A 21548-nucleotide genomic window follows, 5' to 3' on the forward strand; every position below is an offset into this window, starting at 1 on the left:
CCGGTGGAAACGCGTATCGTGTTCGACCGGAAGAGGCACTGGTCTTATTCCTCGATGAGCAAGGTGCCCAATACGCGAGTGCCGCTCTCGCGTAATCGATCGGTCAGGGTGCGTAGCCTGTGAACAGGGGTGATACCTCGCTGCACGATGAGCAACGCGCCGTCACTGAGGTTGCCGGCAGAAATCGCGTCCAGATCGCTCGGATGGGCCGACGTATCGATTAAGATGTATTCATATTTGCGGCCTAGTTCCGTCATGGCCTGGGCAAACTGTGCCGGCGCTTCGATCAGTGTGTCGGCCAGCGACGGCTGGGTCTCAGTGCCGGTTACGACGGTCAATCTTGGCACAGTGGTTGCTGTGCTAGCAGTGTCGATTGAAGAGAGTCCGAAAAGCAGATGTTGCCGCGGTCTCTCGCGTGCCGCGTCGATCAATGCCGTACGTTGGCCGGACTGCGCTAGCAGGACGGCGAGGTTTGCCGCCACGAAACTGCGACCTGAGCCGGCCATGCAGCCGACCACCGCCAAACGCCGGACAGGCGTATCGTTGAGTTCGATGCGTGCCAGCGCAGCGCGCAATGTATCGGCAGATTGCCCTCGCGGTACATGAAACGCGAATACGTCGCGATGTATGTCCGCGTGTGCCGGTCGTCGATCCATGTTCATGCCGTTGCTCCGCGTTTGAGTACGCCGAACACCGGCAATGCCAGCTCGCGCTCGATATCCTCGGGCGCACGTACGCGCCGGTCGAGCAGTTCCTGGAGCAGGGCGATCATGACGCCAACGATTCCGCCCAGCACGAGGCTCAATAACAACTTGCGCTTGAGGCCCAGGCCGGCTCTTTTCGTCGGCGGCGTTGCACGCGTGACTACAGACACATTCTGCGGGCTAAGCTCGCTGCCGCCGAGCACTTGGTCGTAGTTCGACAGCGCCGCTTCGTAGACCTGTAACGCGCTTTCGAGCCGCCGCTGGTAACTGGCCAGCTGACCCCGCTTGCTTTGCTTGTCCATGACGTCTGCCCGGGCCGCATCGTAATTGTTCTGTAAGGCGTCGACCTCGCCGCGCGCGGCCTTTGCACTTTGGCGTGCGGCCGCGAGATAGGCATCGATCTCGGCGCTCAGGCGCGCTCTTACGGTGTCGATCTGCCCATCGATGGCGCGAATACGCGGATGATTGGGGCCTAGTGATTGGGCAATGTCAGCGCGTTGGGCCAAAAATCCGACTAGGCGATCCTTCAAGTCCTGGACCACGTTGCTGTCGAGAATGTCCGCCTGAGCGGTGACCGGTTTCCGGTTTGAACGTGCGGCGTTGATCTGATCGACTTCAGACTGAGCACTCTGCATCCGGGCCTGCGCGGCATTTAGGCGTGTGCCGAGATCGGTCAGACGGTCAGTATCGACGGTAGTTGCGCCCGCTGCATCAATCACATCAAGGCGTTGACGCGCTGCGGTCAATTCCTCCTGCGCCTGGTCAACCTTGCCGCGTAGACCGTCGAGAAAATCCGCGTATTGACCGAGACGCTGGCGCGCCGGATCGGAGGCCATGTTCGCGCTGGCCTTCATATACTGGTCGATCACTGCGTTGACGATGGCGGCGCTTTGTTTGGCGTTCTCGCCTCGAAAAGAGACCACGAGCAATTGACTGATCTCGCCGGCGCGAATCTGAAGACCATCACCCAGCTGAGCCGCCAGCCTCTGCCGAAAGGACCCCTCGCCGTTGTCTTCGGTTTCGAAATCAGCCAGTGCTTGCGGGTCGTCTGCCAGGCCTAGTTGATCGACCACGCCCAGCATGACGTTCTGGCTAGTTAACAGGTCGATCTGCGTCGCACGATAGCTCTCGGCCAATGCCGAGGAACGCGCCTGACCGGTGAGTGGGTCCACTGTTGGGAACTCGATTACAAGCGACGCGCGCGCCTCATAGCTCGTCGAAAACAGTGATGCCATGATTGCCAGAGCGGTAAACAAGGCCACCGTAATCGCGACAGTGCGCCAATGGGCGCGAACCGCGCGCCAGAGCTGGCCGACGGTCGGCGTGGCCTGCATGCCGGGGATCAGTGGCCGATCGACTTGGGCGCTCAAAAGAAACGCTCCTTCACGAAAATCACGTCACCAGCCTGTACGCGCGTGGTAGGCGACCCATCGAGCGTTTTCACCGTGCCGTCGGGTGCACGACGATGAATGGCAAAACGAGAGTTGGAGCCACGATCGGTGAGGCCGCCGCCGGTGGAAATAGCCTGAATGACGGTCATCCCGGGCCGGATCGCGTAGGCGTCAGGGCGCTGAACCTGACCGTAGATGTAGAATAGCGGCGCCTCAGGCACGTAGACCGTGTCGCCGGCGCGTAAGACGCTGGCAGTGCTGTCGCCAGCGACCAATGCATCGATATCAATACGCTCTCTCATCTCGGCGTCTTTACCGGCGTGAATCAGCACGACTGAACGCGCGCCCCGTGCCGTAATGCCGCCCGCCTCGGCCAGCACATCGAGAAGCGTCGTGCGACTGGTTAACGAGAACCGTCCGGGTTGATTCACCGCACCGAGGACTGAGACCTGTTGGCTACGGTGTTCCACTAACGTCAGGCTGATTTGAGGATCACGAAAATAACCGCCTTCTCGATATGCTGTCTCGATACGGGTCTGAGCCGCATTGGGTGTCAGATCGCCGATATTGACAATGCCCAGCAGGGGCAGTGATATCTGTCCGGTGTCGGACACAAACCCCTGGATGTTCATGTCGGCCTGACCGAACATGCTCATTTGAACAATATCGCCTGCGCCAATGATGACGCCCTCCGAACTTGTCGCGGATGAGTCGGCCGGTTGATCCGACGGTATCGGCAGGTTTGACGGATTCACGGACGGTGGTGCAGGAGCTATCGATTCGGCCGTTTGGTTCGGGGCCGGTGATCCAGCGCAAGCGGCGAGCAGGATAGAGAGTCCCGCGACCGTCAGAACGATCCGATAATCAGTCAGCACGGCAATTATCCCCCCCTTTAGTACCCGTGTAGAAGATATTAACCCATATCTAAAGTTCGTCTACGGCACTTTGTTTAACGACCCATGTTTCGCGGCATGTTTTCGAGGATAGAGGTGGCAAATTGCATATTTCACGGGATACGCAATCCACGGGAAATGACGCGCAACTCTGCGCGGCAACTGGCTCAAGGAAAGTGCCTCGGACGACTCATCCCCGGCCGGCTAGATGTGCGTTCCGGAACGGGAACGCTAAAGTTGGATGGGTAGCCTCGATGCCGGCTCGAATGCGCGATTGAGAACTCGTGCTTGCGGTCGAGACGTTTAACCACCCGGCCGTTCGTGAACAAGCGGAGCCGGCCGACCGGTGGCTGGTAACCGAGGCCGGCGTGCCGGCTTTGCCTGATGCAGTCATGCAGCCAATTTCGCAGACTGACCGCGCTCTGAGCTAAGTACCCGTCGGATCGTGCGTACGCCCATTCGCACCGCCGGCTGGATCAGTCGCTCGACCTGACCGTTGTTGCGCGGCCAAAAATCTCTTGTCCGGTGTTGCAAATGCCTAGACAGTGATGTGCCGATATGTTGGATCGACCGGTGCGTAGTGTTCCTAGCGGAGAATTGGCGTGGTTGGCTTCAGCGCGGCCAGCCAATTCGGGCAGGCCTTTCGCAATGCAGGCCATTGCCGGTATAGGCATGTCGACGGTCTCGGCGATTTCTTGATAAATCGGGCGCGCTCGACGCAATGCGATGATCCGATTGCGTTCGACTGGGATCAGCTGATACGAAAATGCGTCGGGAAAAGCCTGTGCCAGGCGAATCCCGAAGAGCGTTTGCCTGATAATGTTGCAGCCGGTTGTCGCTGTTCGCGAGATCACTCCGATCGCCTGACCTGCCTCGATAAGCAGCATGCCGTCATCGCCGACCTACTGACCGAGGTGGATTCGACCGTGAACGCTCAGACGCGAATTCTTGTGCGTTTTCATCTGGGTTGCTCCTCGGACTGCCGGACTTTGAACAGCCGTCGGCTTCGGGATCGCGGCCCAGATGAACGACCAACTGAAAGATCGCATCTGGACGACCTGCAAAGTCAGCGGCCGCGCCTAAAACCCCTGAATTAAATTATGTTCTAACTACACTGCCTGCCTAACTTGTACGCAGATTGCCGACGCGCGCTACGTTATAGCTGCTAAAATCCAGCGCTCGCGCCCGGATGGCGAAATTGGTAGACGCATGGGACTTAAAATCCCTTGTCCTTCGGGACGTGCCGGTTCGAGTCCGGCTCCGGGCACCAGCCACTTGGTCTTGGGCCACCCAGAACGCCTTCTATGACGCAGCCGCGCCTGCTTGTCCGGAATCTGAGCTGCGGCCGTGGCGAGCGGGCGCTGTTCCATGATCTCGACTTCGAACTGCGAGGCGGGGAGGCCGCGCGCGTGCGCGGCGAGAATGGCTGCGGCAAGACCACGCTGCTGCGAACGCTCGCTGGGCTGCAGGCGCCGCATGCAGGGACTGTGCACTGGCAAAGCGCGACACCCGCGCGTGACGGCGAGCCGGTTTTGCTTCAGGACGACCTGTGTTTTGTCGGCCACGAAAACGCGCTCAACGGCGCGTTGACGCCGTCCGAGAATCTCGACGTACTCATGCGCCTGGCGGCGCGCCGCGTTTCGGTGCGCGCCATCCGTCAGGTGCTTGCCGAGCTCGGGCTCGATCGGGTCGCCGAGAGGCCCTGTGAACGACTTTCCGCAGGGCAGAAGCGGCGCGTGTCGCTTGCGCGGCTCTGGCTTAGCGAGGCGCCGCTATGGTTGCTGGACGAGCCCGCGTCGGCGCTCGACGTGGAATCCCGCGCGGTGCTGTGTGCGCGTATCGATGCACACGTCGCCGGTGGCGGGATCGTCGTGTTCACGACCCATGAAGAGCTCACGCTTACCCATACCCGGGTTCGTGCCATCGAACTGACGCCATGCTGAGTGTGTTCTGGGCGGTATTGCGGCGCGATCTGCTGTTGGCGTTTCGTCAGCGGGGCGTGCTGGTACATCACCTGCTGTTCTTCGTGCTTGTGGTCGCCCTGTTTCCGCTGGGCACCGGAGCGGATGCGCGCATTCTCGTAACCGTATCGCCGGCCCTGATCTGGATGGCGGTGCTGCTTGCGGCGCTGCTTTCACTGCAGCGCCTGTTCCGGCCGGACTACGAGGACGGCACCCTGGAACAGTATGTCCTGTCGCCGGAGCCGCTGGCGCTGATCGCGTTGGCCAAGGTCGCGGCGTACTGGCTGGCGAGCGGCCTGGTGTTCGTTATGGCTTCGCCGTTGCTGGTGTTGCTGCTCGGGGTGCCTGCGCACGCCGTACCCGTTATCATGGCCAGCCTGCTGCTGGGTACGCCCACGCTCGGGCTGGTCGGTGCCATCGGTACCGCTCTGACGTTGAGTCTGCCGCGTGCGGGGCTGCTGCTCAGCCTGTTGATCTTCCCGCTTTATGTGCCGGTGCTGATTTTCGGTGCCGGGGCGATGCGGGCAGCGATCGCCGGGTTGCCGGCGGCCGGCGCGCTGTATCTGCTCGGGGCGTTGCTGGCGCTGGGTATCACGACGGCGCCTATCGCGATAGCGGCGGCGCTGAAAATCAGCCTCGAGTAGGGAGCGCAACGCCGCTCGCGCTGTCGAAACCCGAGGCGCTGTGCGGATCGCAGTGAAAACAATAGACAGGAGAACGCGCATCGCGCGCTAAGCATATGCGTCGACAGGCAACAGAACTCTCAGGCAACGAGACGGGCTAGGCGTTTTGGCAAAGTCCGCGTTCATGCTCTGGCTGCACCGCTTCGGGTCGCTGCCGTATTTCTATCGCATCAGCCGGCCGATCGCGCTGGCGCTTGCCGTGCCTGGCGTGCTGCTCGCCGCTTATGGCGTCTATGGCGGCCTGGTGGAAGCGCCGGTCGATTATCAGCAGGGCGATGCGTTTCGCATTCTGTATATTCACGTACCGAGCGCCTGGCTGTCGCTGTTCGGTTATACGAGCATGGCGGTGGCGGGGTTCGTCGCACTGGTCTGGCGGCTCAAGCTGGCCGAGATATTCCTCGTGGCGGCCGCCCCGGTAGGCGCAAGCTTCACGTTCCTCGCACTGGTCACCGGCTCGATCTGGGGCAAGCCGATGTGGGGCACCTGGTGGGTGTGGGATGCGCGCCTGACGTCCGAGCTGATCCTGCTTTTTCTCTATCTCGGCGTGATTGCCCTGCATAACGCGATCGAGTCGCCGCGCACCGCAGCGCGCGCCTGTTCGCTGCTGGCGCTGGTCGGCGTGATCAACGTGCCGATCATCCACTACTCGGTGGAGTGGTGGAATACGCTGCATCAGGGGCCGACGGTCACGCGGTTCGGCCGTCCGGCCATGGAAATGGACATGCTCGTGCCGCTATTGTGTGCCGCGCTCGGTTTCACGCTCATCTTCGGCTGGCTCACGCTCTGGGGCATGCGCGCGCAACTGCTCTGGCGCGAGCGGCGTAGTCGCTGGGTGAAAAGGCTTTTCTCCGATGGATGATTTCTGGGCAATGGGCGGCTATGCCGCATATGTCTGGAGCAGCTACGGTATTGCCGCCGTGGTGCTGCTGGGCAATGTCTTCGGCCCGCTGATCGCGCACCGGCGCATCGCGCGGCGTATCAAGAACGAGGAATTCGATGACTAGGACCCGACGCCGTCGGCTGATGCTGGTGGGTGGCCTGTTCGTCGGACTGGCCGCCGCGGTCGCGCTCGCGCTGACCGCATTCAGCGAAAATATTCTCTACTTTTACCAGCCGAGCGAGATCGCGGCAGGCGAGGTGCCGACCCACACGCGTTTTCGTATCGGCGGTCTGGTCGAGAATGGCTCGGTCGAACGCAACAACGACGATCTGCTGGTGCGTTTCACGCTCGCGGACTGCGAGGCCAGCGTGCCGGTCCAGTTCAAGGGCACGTTGCCGGATCTGTTCCGCGAGGGGCAGGGTATCGTGGCCTATGGCGCGTTGAACGAATCCGGTCAGTTCGTTGCCGATGAAGTGCTGGCCAAGCACGACGAGAACTACATGTCGCCGGACGTGGCAGAAGCGATGAAGAACCAGCAAGGCGAAAGCTGCATGCCGACCAATATGCAGGCCAAGCGATGATTCCGGAGATCGGCCATTTCGCGCTGATCCTGGCCTTGGGCCTGGCGACGATTCAGACCGTCGTGCCGCTGTACGGGTTCGCGCGCTCGCGCACGGATTGCCTCGCGGTGGCGGCACCCGCGGCGATCGGCCAGTTCGCAATGCTCGGCATCGCCTTTGCCGCGCTCGCGTTCGCCTTCTACGGCAACGATTTCTCGGTGGCCTACGTTGCGGCGAACTCGAATACGCATCTGCCGTGGTTCTATCGCATCGCCGCGGTATGGGGCGCCCACGAGGGCTCGCTGCTGCTGTGGATGACGCTGCTGTCGTGCTGGAGCCTCGCCGTGGCTGCGGCCAGCCGGACACTGCCGCGTGAAGTGGCGAGCTGCGTGCTCGCCGTGATGGGCGCGGTGAGTGTCGGCTTTCTGCTGTTCACGCTATTCACCTCCAACCCGTTCACGCGTCAGTTCCCGCCGCCGGCCGAAGGGCGCGATCTGAATCCGCTGCTGCAGGATCCCGGCCTCGTGATCCATCCGCCGATGCTCTACATGGGCTATGTGGGTTTCTGCGTGGCGTTCGCGTTCGCGATCACGGCATTGCTGACGGGGCGTGTCGATAGTGCCTGGACCCGCTGGACGCGCCCTTGGACGACCGCAGCATGGGTGTTTCTGACCATTGGCGTGACCCTGGGCAGCTGGTGGGCCTACAACGAGCTCGGTTGGGGCGGCTGGTGGTTCTGGGACCCGGTCGAGAACGCGTCCTTCATGCCGTGGCTGGTCGGCACCGCCCTGATCCATTCGCTGGCGGTGACCGAGAAACGCGGCATCTTCAAGAGCTGGACCGTACTGCTGGCGATCAGCGCCTTCGCGCTGTCGCTGCTCGGGACATTCCTGGTGCGTTCGGGCGTGCTGATCTCGGTGCACGCGTTTGCCACCGATCCCGCACGCGGTGTTTATATTCTCGCCTTCTTCGCGATCGTGATCGGCGGCTCGCTGCTGCTTTATGCAATACGCGCGCCGCAGTTCGAGGCCGGCACCGAGCCCGTGGCTGCGCTGTCGCGCGAGGGCTTGTTGCTGCTGAACAACATCTTCCTGGTCGTGGCCGCGGCCGGCGTGCTGCTGGGCACGTTGTATCCCATTCTCGCGGATTCGCTGGGTATGGGGCGTATCTCGGTAGGCCCGCCGTATTTCAACAAGGTCTTCATCCCGCTGACCGCGCCGCTGGTGCTTCTGATGGGGGCGGCTGCCGTGATGGCGTGGAAGCGTACGCGTGCTGAAGTGCTTCGGTCGCGGCTCTGGGTGCCGCTATTGATCGCGATCGGCCTGGGGGTCGCCATGCCGCTGCTGACTGTCGGCGCGGGCGCGCTGGCCGCGATCGCAGGCTGTGTACTCGGGTGCTGGGCCATTGCCACGGCACTCGAGGATGTCGTCCGACGTTGCCGCGGACGCCGCATCATGCTGCCGCGCAACGTGCTCGGCATGGCGCTTGCGCATGTCGGCGTGGGCGTGTTCGTGATCGGCATCAGTCTGGTGAGCGGCTTCGGCGGCGAGCATGATGTGCGTCTCGCGCCGGGCGAAAGTGCATCGATGGCGGGTTACGATTTCACCTTCCTGGGCACGCGCCATGTCGAGGGCCCCAATTTCGTGGCCGAGGTCGGTGATTTCGTGGTTCGCAAGGATGGCGAGCAGATCGCCGAGCTCTACCCGTCGAAGCGTCGCTACAACGCCAGCGGCCAGACGATGACGGAATCGGGTATCGATGTCGGCTTCTGGCGTGATCTCTACGTCTCGCTGGGCGAGCCGTTATCGGGCGATGCCTGGAGCGTGCGCATCTATCATCGACCGTTCATTCGCTGGATCTGGGGCGGCGCGTTCCTGTCGGCCTTCGGCGGGCTGCTGGCCCTGTCGGACAAGCGTTACCGGCGTCGCGCGCGCGCCGGCAAGGCGGTGGCCAGTGATCGCCCGCGAAAGACGGCCTACGCGTGATGCGCTGGCGGCTCGTCATTCCGGTCGTCGTCGTGCTGATGCTGATCGTGCTGCTCGGTTACGGGCTGACCCGGCGACCGGATGTTCTCCCATCCGCGCTGATCGACAAGCCGGCACCCCAATTCGATTTGCCCACGCTCGCCTCGGATCGCGAGCGCATTCGTACGGCCGATCTCAAGGGCAAGGTCACACTGGTCAACGTCTGGGCGAGTTGGTGCGTGGCCTGTCGCGCCGAACATGCTTTGATCACCGAAATCTCGCGTCGTACCGGCGTGCCGGTGGTTGGACTCAACTATAAGGACACCAAAGAGGGCGCCTTGCGCTGGCTGGGGCGGTACGGCAACCCGTTCGCCGTGGTCGCCTTTGATCGCAGCGGCGAGGTCGGGATCGACTGGGGTGTGGCGGCGGTGCCGGAGACCTTCGTCGTCGATCGCCAGGGCACCATTCGTTACAAGGTGGTCGGCGCCATCACGCGTGACGAAATGAACGACACGCTTGTGCCCACCCTCGAACGGCTCAAGGCCTCTGGATCGTGATGCGCTGGCTGATTGTTCTGCTGTTGGCGATCGGCTGGGCGACGGGCGCTTCGGCGGTGGATCTTGAAGGTGAGGCGCTGGCGCGCTATCACGAACTCAACGCCGAGCTGCGCTGCCTGATCTGCCAGAACCGCAGCATCGCCGAATCCGACGCCCCGCTCGCCCAGGATCTGCGGGCCGTGGTCGCAGGCCAGATCGCGGCGGGGCGCAGCGACGCCGAGATCAAGCAATACCTCGTCGATCGCTACGGTGAGTGGGTGCTCTACGATCCGCCGTTGAACGCGAACACGATCATCCTCTGGGCCGGGCCGTTCGTTCTGCTCGCGCTCGGCCTGCTGGTCGTGTTCGTGATCATGCGCCGGCGCCGCGACAGCGCCGACACCGCGCCGGCCGTGGATCGCGAACGCCTGTCACGCCTTCTTGACGCCGAGGCGCAACGCGGCGCCGCGGACGACGACGATTCCTCTCGAGAGCATTCATGACCGAGTTTCTCGTATTCGCGGCGCTGCTGGTCGTCGCGAGCCTTGTGTTCGTACTCGTGCCGCTCTGGCGTGCGGGCACGCCTTCGCCAGACAAGCGTCGCGAGGCCAATATCGCGATCTATCACCAACGTTACGACGAGATCGAGCGCGAGGTCGGCGCGGGTCGCATGAACCGCGTCGAAGCCGAGCGTGAAAAGGACGAACTGGGCGCGCGCCTGCTGGCAGACGTCGACGAAACACCGGCGCTGATCGCGCAGCCGCGCAGCGCGTCACGGCCCTGGCTGGCCACGCTTCTGATCGCGGGGCTGCTGGTGGGCGGCAGTGGCGCGACCTACTGGTATCTGGGCGACTATCAGGCCATGACCGGCGAACAGATGCCGGACATCGCGACCATGATCGGTGAACTCGAGCAGCGCGTGGCGGATAACCCGGACGATATTCAGGCTCGCGCCATGCTTGCCCGCGCCCAGCAGGCGACCGGCGACTTTGCCGCCGCGGCCCGCAACTACCGCGAGATCAACGCGGCGATGCCGCAGCCCCGCGCGCCGATTCTGGCGGCCGAGGCGGCGGCCACATTGCAGGCGACCGATGATCTGCAGGGGCGTACCGCCGAGCTTTACCGCCGTGTGCTCGAACTCGATGCCGAGAGCAGCGAGGCCTTGTGGTATCTGGGGCTGGCCGCTGCCGAACGCGGCGAGTCGGCTCAAGCGATCGACTACTGGGACCGGCTGCTCGCGCAGGACATTCCGCAGGAGTTTGCCGAGATGGTGCGCAATCGTCGCGCCGAACTCGCGGGCGACAAACCCGCACTGCAGGGGGGTTGATCGTATTGTCTCGCCCCGACAAAGGGGTTACCGTCCCGACCAACGCTTATCTACGATATAACGCATGGCCAACGAGACACGGCTCGAATACGAATCCCTGCCGGCGGTCGCGCCGTCGTACCTGAAAGCCGCGACGACGCTGTCCGGCGGTCTGTCCAAGGGCGAGACGATCCCCGACATCGTCGCCGAGGTGCCGGACCTGGAAGTACGGGCCGAGGAACTCGCCAAATACAGAAAGGTCTGTGGCTTTCGGCATACGCCACATCTGCCCGTGACCTATCCGCACGTGCTCGCTTTTCCCTTGCATATGGCCGTGATGACGCACAAGGATTTCCCGCTGAAATTGCTGGGGCTGATCCACGTGCGTAACGAGATCACCCAGTATCGCCCCATCGAAGCGGCGGAAAAGCTGCAGCTCGAAGTCAGCGTCGGTGGCCATACCGAAGTTGCCAAAGGCGTCGAATTCGGGCTGGTGACCCGGGTGCGGGATCGAGCCGGGGATCTGGTGTGGGAATCCACCGGCACCATGTTGTCGCGTCAGAAGACCAGCGTGTCCGGCGGGTCGTCGAAGCCACGCAAGACACAAGAGGAAGGGCTGCCGTTCGAGCCGGCGGAGCACAGCGAGTGGGACGTGCCCGCGGATATCGGGCGGCGCTACGCCGGTGCAGCCGGTGACTACAACCCCATTCATCTGCACTCGCTGAGCGCGAAGCTGTTCGGCTTTCCGCGCGCGATCGCCACGGGCATGTGGACCAAGGCGCGCGCCGCGGCCGAACTCGAACCGCAGCTCGAGCAGGCGGCCTATACGTTGTCGCTGGGGTTCAAGAAACCGGTCTTTCTGCCCAGCAAGGCACGCTTCGCCTACAGCCTCACGGATAGCGGCGCCAATTTTGCATTAACCAACCAGAAAGGCGACATCCTCCATCTTTTGGGCGATGTTCGCTATATCTGACGACTATTTCGTTTTGTAGGGCCTTCGAGCCAAAGGAATCGTTTATGCGTATTCGTAAAGCCGTCTTCCCGGTCGCCGGACTGGGGACGCGTTTCCTGCCCGCCACCAAGGCCAGCGCCAAGGAAATCCTGCCGGTCGTCGACAAGCCGCTGATTCAGTACGCCGTCAAGGAGGCGATCGCCGCCGGCGCCGAGGAAATGGTCTTCATCACCAGCCACACCAAGAACTCGATCATGGATCACTTCGATCGGGACTATGAGCTGGAGGCCACGCTCGAGGCCAAGGGCAAGGAAGAGCTGCTGCAGGCCGTCAAGGATGTGTTGCCGCCCGGAATCAGCTGCGTCTATATCCGCCAGCCCGAGCAGATGGGCCTGGGTCACGCGATCAACTGCGCGCTGCCCGCCGTCGGTGACCAGGATTTTGCCGTCATTCTCGCCGACGACCTGATCGCGGGCTCGTTCCAGCCGTGCATGGCACAGATGCAGCGCGTCTATCAGGAGTACGGCACGAGCGTGCTCGCGGTCCAGCGAGTGCCCTGGGAAGAAACCTATAAGTACGGCATCGTGGAAGCCGAGCCGATCGGCCCCGGGCTGTCGGAAATTCGCGGCATTGTCGAGAAGCCGGACCCGGACAAGGCGCCGTCCAACCTGGCCGTGGTCGGCCGTTACATTCTCACGCCGCGAATCTTCAGGCTGCTGGACAAGACCAAGCCGGGCGCAGGCGGCGAGATTCAGCTTACCGATGCCATCGAGGCATTGATGGGCGAGCAGACCGTGCTGGCTTACGAATTCGAAGGCACGCGTTATGACTGCGGCAGCAAGTTCGGCTATCTGAAGGCCAACGTCGAGATGGGCCTGCAGCATCACGAGATCGGCGACGAGTTCCGCGATTACCTCAAGAACCTGACCTCCGGCTGGGACGACGAGGACAGCACCGAGAAAAGCGCCTGATCGACCGTTGTAAAACACAACGGCGCGTTCCCTGGTTTGTTATCATGAGCCGCGACAACGCCTACCGGCAGGCGCCCAAGCGGCACGGTTTGAACGAGGCGACCCCGGCGCCTCCATGCGGCCACGAGCCTTCTTTATGAAAAGCGAACTTAACGAGAAGTTCATCTCCAATTCGCCGCTCTTCGGTGGCAATGCGGCCTACGTCGAGGCCTACTACGAGCAGTATCTCAAGGATCCGGATTCAGTCGAGCCCAGCTGGCGCGAATATTTCAAGAGTCTGAATGGCGATGGCGCGGAAGATATTCCGCATAGCCCCATTCGCGACTCGTTTGTCGATACTGCGGCATCCGCGGGCCAGGGCGCTCGCCCCCGGGCCAGCATGTCCCAACAGGCCGCGCAGAAGCAGGCCGGCGTGCTGCGCCTGATCAACTATTATCGTGTGCGCGGCCATCAGGCGGCGGATCTCGACCCGCTCGGTCTTTATCAGCCCCCGGCGGTACCCGATCTCGACCCGGCCTTTCACGGTCTCGGCGAAGCCGACATGGACACGGTGTTCAACACCGGCTCGCTGTTTACCGAAGCCGACGAATTGCCGCTTCGCGACATCATCGATATCTGCAAGCGCGTGTACACGGGCACGATCGGCACCGAGTACATGTACATCACCGACACGCGCCAGAAACGGTGGATCCAGCGCCGCCTGGAAGCCAGCGTCGACCAGCGTCGCCTGGAAGACAAGGAAAAGCGCGAAGTGCTGCGGCAGCTGACCGCGGCCGAAGGCATCGAGCGCTATCTGCATACGAAATACGTCGGCCAGAAGCGTTTTTCGCTGGAAGGTGCCGACAGCATGATTCCGGCACTCGATGAAGTGGTGCGCTCGGCGGCGCGCAGTCATGTCGACGAGATCGTGATCGGCATGGCCCACCGCGGGCGTCTGAACGTGCTAGTGAACATTCTCGGCAAGTCGCCGCAGGAACTCTTCGCCGAGTTCGAGGGCGACTACGATCTCGACGATCTCGAAATGTCGGGTGACGTCAAATATCACCTCGGTTTTTCGACCGATATCGAGATCGAGGACGAGCGCGTGCATCTCGTGCTGGCTTTCAACCCCTCGCATCTCGAAGCGGTGAACCCGGTGGTGCAGGGCTCGGTAAAGGCGCGCCAGGAGCGCCGTCACGACGACGACGGCGACACCATCCTGCCGGTCCTGATCCACGGCGACGCGTCGTTCGCCGGCCAGGGCATCGTCATGGAGACGCTGCAGCTGTCGCAGGCCGAAGGCTATGCCACCGGCGGCACCGTGCACATCATCGTGAACAACCAGCTCGGTTTCACGATGCAGAACCCGATCACCGCAAAGCTCGGCGAGTTCTCGCGTACCTCGCAGTACTGCACGGACATCGCCAAGATGCTCGAAGCGCCGGTGTTTCACGTCAACGGCGACGATCCCGAAGCGGTGGTGTTCGTCACTCGTCTGGCGATGGACTATCGCGAGACGTTCGGCAAGGACGTGATCATCGACATGATCTGTTACCGGCGCCACGGCCACAACGAGGCCGATGAGCCAGCGGTCACGCAGCCGCTGATGTATCAGAAGGTCAAGCAGATGGAGACCACCCGCAAACTGTATGCGGGCCGGTTGGCTGCCGAGGGCGTGATCGACGACGACGAGGCCGAGAAGCTGGCGCAGGCCTATCGCGACGGCCTCGATGAAGGCAAGAACATCTCGCGTACGACGCTCGGCCTGGTCGGCAACGAGCACACGGTGGACTGGGCACGCTACAGCCGTGATCACTGGTCGCATGTGGTCGACACGTCGGTGCCGGTCGAGACGTTGCAGCGGCTCGCCGCGAAGCTCCACGAGCTGCCCGACAGCTTCGAACTGCACAAGCGCGCACAGCGCATCATCGACGACCGCGGCAAGATGGCCGCCGGCGCCTCACGGATCGACTGGGGCTTCGCCGAGCACATGGCTTATGCCAGCCTGCTGGACGACGGCTTCAATGTGCGTCTGTCCGGCCAGGACTCTGGTCGCGGCACCTTCTTCCATCGGCACTCGGTTCTGTACAACCAGAAGGACGGCCAGGAATTCATTCCGCTGCGCCATGTGGGGCGCGACAACGCGGTATTCACGGTCAACGACACATTGCTGTCCGAAGCCGGTGTGCTCGGTTTCGAATACGGCTACGCGACCGCCGATCCGGCGACGCTGACCATCTGGGAGGCGCAGTTCGGCGACTTCGTCAACGGTGCCCAGGTGATCATCGACCAGTTCATTTCCAGCGGTCAGGCCAAGTGGGGCCGGCTGTGCGGGCTGGTGATGTTTTTGCCCCACGGTTACGAAGGCCAGGGGCCGGAGCACTCGTCGGCACGCCTCGAACGCTTCCTGCAGCTGTGCGCGGAGCGGCACATGCTGGTCTGTGTCCCCTCCACGCCGGCGCAATGGTTTCATCTGCTGCGCCAGCAGATGGTGCGCGACCTGCGCATGCCGCTGGTGGTGCTCACGCCGAAGAGTCTGCTGCGTCATCGGCTGTCCACCTCGACGCTGGAAGACCTGGCCGAAGGGCAGTTCAACTTCATCATCGACGAGCCGGACAGCGTCGACGACGACGCGATCGAGCGTGTCGTCTTCTGTAGCGGCAAGGTCTACTACGATCTCTACCAGGCCCGTGAGGAGCGCGAACTCGACAACGTGGCGCTGGTGCGTATCGAGCAGCTGTATCCGTTCCCGGCCAACGACTATGCCGCGGTCCTGGAGCGCTACAAGAACGCCGACGAGGTCGTGTGGTGCCAGGAAGAGCCCGAGAACCAGGGTGCGTGGTATCAGATCAAGCACCGTCTGCAGGTGCCGCTGGCCGAGCGTCATGAACTGCTCTATGCCACGCGCCCGGGGGCGGCGACCACGGCCGTGGGTTACCACAAGCTGCATGTGAAACAGCAGGAAGCGGTCATCGAAGCGGCGCTGCTCGGTGGCGAACGCCTCGTCGACAAGGGCAAGGCCCAGACACGCAAACCCCGCTCAAAGAAGAAGTGACGCGAACACGTAACACGACGTCTGCGTACTCAAAGATCTCGACAAGTTAGGAACGACAAGCATGGCCACAGAAGTCAAAGTCCCGGAGCTTCCGGAATCCGTCAGTGAAGCCACCGTGGGTGAATGGCAGAAGAACAAGGGCGACAAGGTCGGCCGCGACGAGAATCTCGTCGATCTGGAAACCGACAAGGTCGTGCTTGAGGTTCCGTCCACCTCGGCCGGTGTGCTGACCGAAATCAAGGTGTCGGCCGGCGATACCGTCAAGGCCGGCGACGTGCTGGCGATCGTCGAAGAAGGCGAGGGCGCCGCCAGCAGCGACGATGACGGCGACGACCAGCAGGATTCGGACAACAGCAAGACAAAGGGCGACGCGTCCGAGTCGAAGTCCGACGACCAGGACGCCGATCAGGCCGACGCCGACGAACCGGTCGCCAGCCCGGCGGCCAAGAAGCTGATGGATGAAAACGACATCGCCGCGCGCAATGTCGAGGGTTCCGGCAAGGATGGCCGGATCACCAAGGCCGACGTCCAAAAGGCGATCGACGACAAGAGCAGCGGCAAGGCGTCGCAGCAGAGCGCAGCCAAGTCCGAAGGCAAGGGCGACGGTGCCCAGTCCGAACGCGAAGCCCAGGCGGTGTCCGAGCAAGCCGATCGTCAGGCGCTCGCCGACGCGCCCAACGAGCGCACCGAACAGCGGGTGCCGATGACCCGCATTCGTCAGCGTATTGCCGAACGTCTGCTCGACGCGAGCCAGAACACGGCCATGCTCACGACCTTCAACGAGGTCGACATGCAGCAGGTCATGGATCTGCGCAACCAGTACAAGGACAAGTTCGAGAAGGACCACGATGTCCGCCTCGGCTTCATGTCCTTCTTCGTCAAGGCTGCGGTCGAGTCGCTCAAGCGCTTTCCGATCGTCAACGCCTCGATCGACGAGGGCGACATCGTCTACCACGGCTATTACGACGTGGGTGTTGCCGTGTCCTCGCCGCGTGGCCTGCTGGTGCCCGTGCTGCGTGACGCCGACCAGATGTCCTATGCCAACGTCGAATCCACGATCCGCGACCTCGGCAAGCGCGCCCAGGAAGGCAAGGTCACGATGGACGAGATGACCGGCGGCACGTTCACCATCACCAATGGCGGCGTGTTCGGCTCCTATCTGTCGACCCCGATCATCAACCCGCCGCAGGCGGCGATCCTGGGCATGCACGCCACGAAGGAACGCCCGGTGGTCGTCGATGGCGAGATCGTGGTGCGGCCGATGATGATGCTGGCCCTGTCCTACGATCACCGTCTGATCGACGGCCGTGACGCGGTGCTGTTCCTGCGCACGATCAAAGAACTGATCGAGGACCCGGCCCGCCTGCTGCTGCAGGTCTAGAGCCGCACGTCGCGCCCGCTACACGTTATTGCAAGGAAGAGCATGAGCAAGAAATTCGACGTCGTCGTCATCGGCGCTGGCCCGGCAGGCTACGTCGCCGCCATTCGCGCCGCGCAGCTCGGCATGGACGTCGCCTGTATCGATAAATGGCTGGATCTCAACGACAAGCCTTCGCTGGGCGGCACCTGTCTCAACGCCGGCTGCATCCCCTCGAAAGCACTGCTGGAATCCAGCGAGCTGTACGACCGTGCCAACTCCGAATTCGCGGATCACGGCATCAAGACCAGCGGTGTGGAACTCGATCTGGGCCAGATGCAGAAGCGCAAGGCTGGCGTGGTGTCACAGCTGACCGGCGGCATCGGCAGCCTGTTCAAGGCCAACGGCGTGACGTCGTTTGCCGGCAGCGGGCAGGTGGTCGACTCCGGTGAAGTGCTGTTCGTCGGTCACGACGGCAAGGAAGAGACCTTCACCACCGAAAACATCATCATCGCCGCAGGCTCGGAGCCGGTCGAACTCGATATCGCGAAGTTCGACGGCGATCGCATCGTGGATTCCTGGGGTGCGCTCGAGCTGGACGAAGTGCCGAAGAAACTCGGCGTGATCGGTGCCGGCTATATCGGCGTGGAACTCGGCAGCGTGTGGTCGCGTCTGGGCAGCGAAGTGACGCTGCTGGAAGCGGTGGATGACTTCATGCCGATCGCCGATCGCGACGTCGCCAAGGAAGGCCTCAAGGCATTCAAGAAGCAAGGTCTGGATATCCAGCTCGGTGCGCGCGTCACCGCGACCAAGGTGAACAAGCAGTCGGTCAAGGTCGACTACACCCAGGGTGACGAATCCAAGTCGGCGACGTTCGATCGTCTGATCGTTGCCGTGGGGCGTCGGCCGCACACGAAGGATCTGTGCGCCAAGGGCGCGCGCGTCGAGCTCGACGACAAGGGCTTCGTGGATGTGAACGACAGCTTCCGTACCAGTCTGCCGGGCGTATATGCCGTGGGCGATGTGATCGGCAACCCGATGCTCGCGCACAAGGGCATGGAAGAGGGCGTGGCGGTCGCCGAAATCCTGGCCGGCCAGAAACCGCATCTCAACTACGACGTGATCCCGTCCGTGGTCTATACCCATCCCGAGATGGCCTGGGTCGGCAAGAGCGAAGCACAGGTGAAATCCGCGGGCACGGATTACCGCGTCGGGCAGGTCCCGTTCGCCGCCAACGGCCGCGCGAAGGCACTCGGCCAGCAGGGCGGTTTCATCAAAATGATCGCCGATGCCAACACCGACGAAATTCTCGGCGTGCACATGATTGGCCCGTACGTGTCCGAGCTGGTGCAGGAAATGGTCGTCGCCATGGAATACAAGGCGTCGAGCGAGGATATTGCGCGCATCATCCATGGCCACCCGACGCTTGGCGAGACGGTCCACGAGACGGCGCTCGCCGTCGACGGCCGCCCGATCCACTTCCCGCCCAAGCGCGGCAAGAAGTAGGCGCGGATGACCGCCGAAGAAGCGGATCGATCGTTAGCCAAGGGCAGCAAGAACGGCGCGGGCAAGAAGGATGGCGACAACGCCCGCGCCAATGCGTCCGGTAACGGCGACGGCGGCGGTCATACGAAAGACGAAGAACACGGGGAAGGGCAGTCGCTGCCCTTCCTCTGTCTTGCCGCGCTGGGCATCGTCTATGGCGATATCGGCACCAGCCCGATCTATGCCCTGCGCGAGGCGTTTTTCGCTCACGACGGCATAGCCGTCGCGCCAGCCAATATCTTCGGTGTGCTGTCGCTGATCTTCTGGTCGTTGATCATCGTGATCTCGATCAAGTATCTCGCGGTGGTCATGCGCGCCAGCAACAACGGTGAGGGCGGCATTATCGCCCTGGTTGCGCTGCTCAATCCCTGGAAGACCGAGAAGAAAAGCCGCCGATATCTGCTCATGCTGCTAGGCCTTTTCGGCGCGGCGCTACTCTATGGCGACGGCACCATCACGCCGGCGATCTCGGTGCTCAGCGCGATCGAGGGTCTGGAAGTCGCCACGCCGGCATTCAAGCCCTACGTGGTGCCCATCACGATCGCCATTCTCATCGGCCTTTTTCTCATCCAGAAGCGCGGCACGGCCGCGGTCGGGTCGATGTTCGGCCCGGTGATGCTGACCTGGTTCGTCGTGCTGGGGTTGCTCGGCATCAACGGCATTATCCAGCACCCCGGCGTCTTTGCGGCGCTCAACCCACTCCACGCCATCGGCTTTTTCCAGTCCAACGGGCTCGCGGGCTTTCTCGTGCTGGGTACCGTGTTTCTGGTGGTCACCGGCGGCGAAGCCCTGTACGCGGATATGGGCCATTTCGGCCTCGCGCCGATTCGCCTGGCCTGGTTCTTTCTGGTCCTGCCGGCGCTGGTGCTGAATTACTTCGGTCAGGGCGCGATGATGCTCGAGAATCCGGAGATTACGCAGCCGTTCTACCAGATGGCACCCGGGTGGGCGCTCTATCCGGTGGTGGGGCTCGCCACGCTGGCGACCGTAATCGCGTCGCAGGCGGTGATTTCGGGTGTGTTCTCGCTTACGCGCCAGGCGGTGCAGCTCGGTCAGCTGCCGCGCCTGAATATCGTGCAGACTTCGCACGAGTCCTACGGCCAGGTCTATATCCCGTTCATGAACTGGATCCTCATGGCCGCGACCATCGGTCTGGTGCTCGGCTTCCAGTCGTCAAGCAACCTCGCCGCGGCCTATGGCGTGGCGGTGTCGATGGACATGGTGATCACCACCATTCTCGCGTTCTTCGTGGCCTATCGCTGGGACTGGTTCCCGCGTGTCGCGGCGGTCATAGCCGTACTGCTTCTGGTCGTGGACCTGGCGTTTTTCGGCGCGAACCTGTTCAAGGTGCCCGAAGGCGGCTGGTACCCGCTGGTCGTGGCCGGGGCCATCTTCTTCATCATGGGCACCTGGCGGCGTGGGCGTGAGCTCGTCGGGCGTCAGCTGCGTGGCGATACCGAGCCGCTCGAAGACTTCATCGAATCCATCGAGGCGGACACCTCGAAGCGTATCGAGGGCACCGCGGTGTTCATGACCGACGCGGGCAAGAAGACGCCGCCCATGCTGCTGCATCATCTGCGCCACAACCGGGTGCTGCACGAACAGGTGATCCTGCTCACGGTGCATACGCTGGACGTGCCGCGCGTGGCCGCCGCGGATCGGCTCAAGATCGAGAACCTGGGCAAGGGCGTCTATCGGCTGCAGGTCTATTACGGCTTCATGCAGGCGAGCAACGTGCCGGTGGCGCTGCGTTTCGCCGGCGAGTTCGATCTCGACGTCGATCTGGACGAGACAACCTTCTACGTCGGGCGTGAATCGCTGATTCCCACCAGTGAGGTTCCGGGCATGATGGTATGGCGCGAGCACATGTTCGCGTTCATGGCGCTCAACGCCACGCGGGCGACCGCCTATTATCATATTCCGCCGGATCGGGTCGTGGAGCTCGGCATCCAGATCGAGATCTGATCGCAACGTCCGTTTTCACACCGTGTGCGGCCGTATTCGAACGGCGCGCGGCTGTTAGAATCAGCGCACGGTTTGCAGCGCAACCACGAGGCATCATGGCAGGCCACAGTAAATGGGCGAATATTCAGCACCGCAAGAACGCCCAGGACAAGAAGCGCGGTAAGATCTTCACCAAGCTCATCCGCGAGATCACGGTCGCGGCGCGCATGGGCGGGGGCGACCCGAACGACAACCCGCGCCTGCGGCTGGCCTGGGACAAGGCGCTGGCCGCCAACATGCCCAAGGACAATATCGAACGCGCGGTCAAGCGCGGTACCGGCGACGGTCAGGCCGACAACTACGAAGAGATCCGCTACGAAGGCTACGGCCCGAACGGTGTGGCGATCATGGTCGACTGCATGACCGACAACAAGAACCGCACGGTGTCCGAGGTTCGCTACACGTTCAATCGCAATGGCGGCAATCTGGGCGCGGACGGCTCCGTGGCCTATCTGTTCGATCGCAAGGGCGTGCTCACCTACGGGCCGGAAAACGACGACGAGGACGTACTCGCGCCCGCGCTCGATGCCGGCGCCGAGGATCTGGTCGAGTACGAGGACGGCTCGTTCGACGTGCTGACCTCGCCCGACGAGTACAACACCGTCAAGGCCGCGGTCGAAGCCGCGGGTTTCGCGCCCGATGCGGCGGACGTGACCATGCGCCCGGCGACCACCGTCGATCTGCAGGGCGAGGATGCCCAGAGCTGCCTGAAACTGCTCGACGCGCTCGAGGACCTGGACGACGTCCAGAACGTCTACAGCAACGCCGAGCTCGATGAAGAAACGCTTTCCGGCGCGCCCGCCTAGG

Annotated in this window: 20 protein-coding genes and 1 tRNA gene; 17 read left to right on the forward strand and 4 right to left on the reverse strand. The window is 62.8% G+C overall.

Features of this window, described 5'->3' with window-relative positions; genetic code table 11:
* Positions 1-44 precede the first annotated feature (44 nt).
* The 4 genes from J7355_RS03125 to J7355_RS03140 all read right to left on the reverse strand — a co-directional run bounded on the left by J7355_RS03125 (position 45) and on the right by J7355_RS03140 (position 3875).
* Complete coding sequence (locus tag J7355_RS03125) at positions 45-662, reverse strand: division plane positioning ATPase MipZ (RefSeq protein WP_209059865.1); 618 nt, start codon at positions 660-662, stop codon at positions 45-47.
* Complete coding sequence (locus tag J7355_RS03130) at positions 659-2074, reverse strand: GumC family protein (protein ID WP_209059866.1); 1416 nt, start codon at positions 2072-2074, stop codon at positions 659-661. The genes J7355_RS03125 and J7355_RS03130 overlap by 4 nt, the downstream gene beginning before the upstream one ends.
* A complete protein-coding gene (locus J7355_RS03135) occupies positions 2071-2970 on the reverse strand; it encodes an SLBB domain-containing protein (protein ID WP_209059867.1) in 900 nt (299 codons plus the stop codon). The genes J7355_RS03130 and J7355_RS03135 overlap by 4 nt, the downstream gene beginning before the upstream one ends.
* 494 nt (positions 2971-3464) lie before the next feature.
* Complete coding sequence (locus J7355_RS03140; RefSeq protein WP_209059868.1) at positions 3465-3875, reverse strand: hypothetical protein; 411 nt, start codon at positions 3873-3875, stop codon at positions 3465-3467.
* 296 nt (positions 3876-4171) lie between these two features.
* Between J7355_RS03140 and J7355_RS03145 the strand changes: the two genes are divergently transcribed.
* The 17 genes from J7355_RS03145 to J7355_RS03225 all read left to right on the forward strand — a co-directional run bounded on the left by J7355_RS03145 (position 4172) and on the right by J7355_RS03225 (position 21547).
* A tRNA-Leu gene (locus tag J7355_RS03145) sits at positions 4172-4258 on the forward strand.
* A gap of 34 nt (positions 4259-4292) precedes the next feature.
* The gene (gene ccmA / locus J7355_RS03150; protein ID WP_209059869.1) at positions 4293-4931 is read left to right on the forward strand and encodes a cytochrome c biogenesis heme-transporting ATPase CcmA; all 639 of its coding nucleotides are present in this window, start codon (positions 4293-4295) and stop codon (positions 4929-4931) included.
* Positions 4928-5593, forward strand: a complete 666-nt coding sequence (gene ccmB / locus J7355_RS03155; RefSeq protein ID WP_209060156.1) for a heme exporter protein CcmB — start codon at positions 4928-4930, stop codon at positions 5591-5593. Before ccmA ends, ccmB begins: the two co-directional genes overlap by 4 nt.
* A 145-nt stretch (positions 5594-5738) precedes the next feature.
* Positions 5739-6491, forward strand: coding sequence for a heme ABC transporter permease (locus J7355_RS03160; protein ID WP_247739732.1), 753 nt, complete (start codon positions 5739-5741; stop codon positions 6489-6491).
* Entirely contained in the window at positions 6484-6636 is a 153-nt protein-coding gene (gene ccmD, locus J7355_RS03165) for a heme exporter protein CcmD (RefSeq protein WP_209059871.1), read from the forward strand. The genes J7355_RS03160 and ccmD overlap by 8 nt, the downstream gene beginning before the upstream one ends.
* Positions 6629-7093, forward strand: a complete 465-nt coding sequence (gene ccmE, locus J7355_RS03170; RefSeq protein ID WP_209059873.1) for a cytochrome c maturation protein CcmE — start codon at positions 6629-6631, stop codon at positions 7091-7093. Before ccmD ends, ccmE begins: the two co-directional genes overlap by 8 nt.
* Positions 7090-9057, forward strand: a complete 1968-nt coding sequence (locus J7355_RS03175) for a heme lyase CcmF/NrfE family subunit (protein WP_209059876.1) — start codon at positions 7090-7092, stop codon at positions 9055-9057. Before ccmE ends, J7355_RS03175 begins: the two co-directional genes overlap by 4 nt.
* Complete coding sequence (locus J7355_RS03180) at positions 9057-9593, forward strand: DsbE family thiol:disulfide interchange protein (protein ID WP_209059879.1); 537 nt, start codon at positions 9057-9059, stop codon at positions 9591-9593. The genes J7355_RS03175 and J7355_RS03180 overlap by 1 nt, the downstream gene beginning before the upstream one ends.
* The gene (locus J7355_RS03185; protein ID WP_209059882.1) at positions 9593-10075 is read left to right on the forward strand and encodes a cytochrome c-type biogenesis protein; all 483 of its coding nucleotides are present in this window, start codon (positions 9593-9595) and stop codon (positions 10073-10075) included. Before J7355_RS03180 ends, J7355_RS03185 begins: the two co-directional genes overlap by 1 nt.
* Complete coding sequence (gene ccmI / locus J7355_RS03190; RefSeq protein ID WP_209059884.1) at positions 10072-10899, forward strand: c-type cytochrome biogenesis protein CcmI; 828 nt, start codon at positions 10072-10074, stop codon at positions 10897-10899. Before J7355_RS03185 ends, ccmI begins: the two co-directional genes overlap by 4 nt.
* Positions 10900-10963: 64 nt before the next feature.
* Positions 10964-11851 carry a MaoC/PaaZ C-terminal domain-containing protein gene (locus tag J7355_RS03195; protein ID WP_209059885.1) on the forward strand — a complete coding sequence of 296 codons (888 nt, stop codon included), beginning with the start codon at positions 10964-10966 and terminating at the stop codon, positions 11849-11851.
* 44 nt (positions 11852-11895) lie between these two features.
* Positions 11896-12801 carry a UTP--glucose-1-phosphate uridylyltransferase GalU gene (gene galU, locus J7355_RS03200; protein ID WP_209059886.1) on the forward strand — a complete coding sequence of 302 codons (906 nt, stop codon included), beginning with the start codon at positions 11896-11898 and terminating at the stop codon, positions 12799-12801.
* 136 nt (positions 12802-12937) lie between these two features.
* Positions 12938-15835, forward strand: coding sequence for a 2-oxoglutarate dehydrogenase E1 component (locus J7355_RS03205; RefSeq protein ID WP_209059887.1), 2898 nt, complete (start codon positions 12938-12940; stop codon positions 15833-15835).
* A gap of 61 nt (positions 15836-15896) precedes the next feature.
* The gene (gene odhB / locus J7355_RS03210) at positions 15897-17216 is read left to right on the forward strand and encodes a 2-oxoglutarate dehydrogenase complex dihydrolipoyllysine-residue succinyltransferase (RefSeq protein ID WP_209059888.1); all 1320 of its coding nucleotides are present in this window, start codon (positions 15897-15899) and stop codon (positions 17214-17216) included.
* 42 nt (positions 17217-17258) lie between these two features.
* Complete coding sequence (gene lpdA, locus J7355_RS03215; protein ID WP_209059889.1) at positions 17259-18698, forward strand: dihydrolipoyl dehydrogenase; 1440 nt, start codon at positions 17259-17261, stop codon at positions 18696-18698.
* A 6-nt stretch (positions 18699-18704) separates the two neighbouring features.
* Complete coding sequence (locus J7355_RS03220; RefSeq protein ID WP_209059890.1) at positions 18705-20702, forward strand: KUP/HAK/KT family potassium transporter; 1998 nt, start codon at positions 18705-18707, stop codon at positions 20700-20702.
* A gap of 95 nt (positions 20703-20797) precedes the next feature.
* A complete protein-coding gene (locus J7355_RS03225; protein ID WP_209059892.1) occupies positions 20798-21547 on the forward strand; it encodes a YebC/PmpR family DNA-binding transcriptional regulator in 750 nt (249 codons plus the stop codon).
* Position 21548: the final 1 nt, after the last annotated feature.

This window comes from Endozoicomonas sp. G2_2, from assembly GCF_017744135.1.
GTDB lineage: Bacteria > Pseudomonadota > Gammaproteobacteria > Nevskiales > Salinisphaeraceae > Salinisphaera.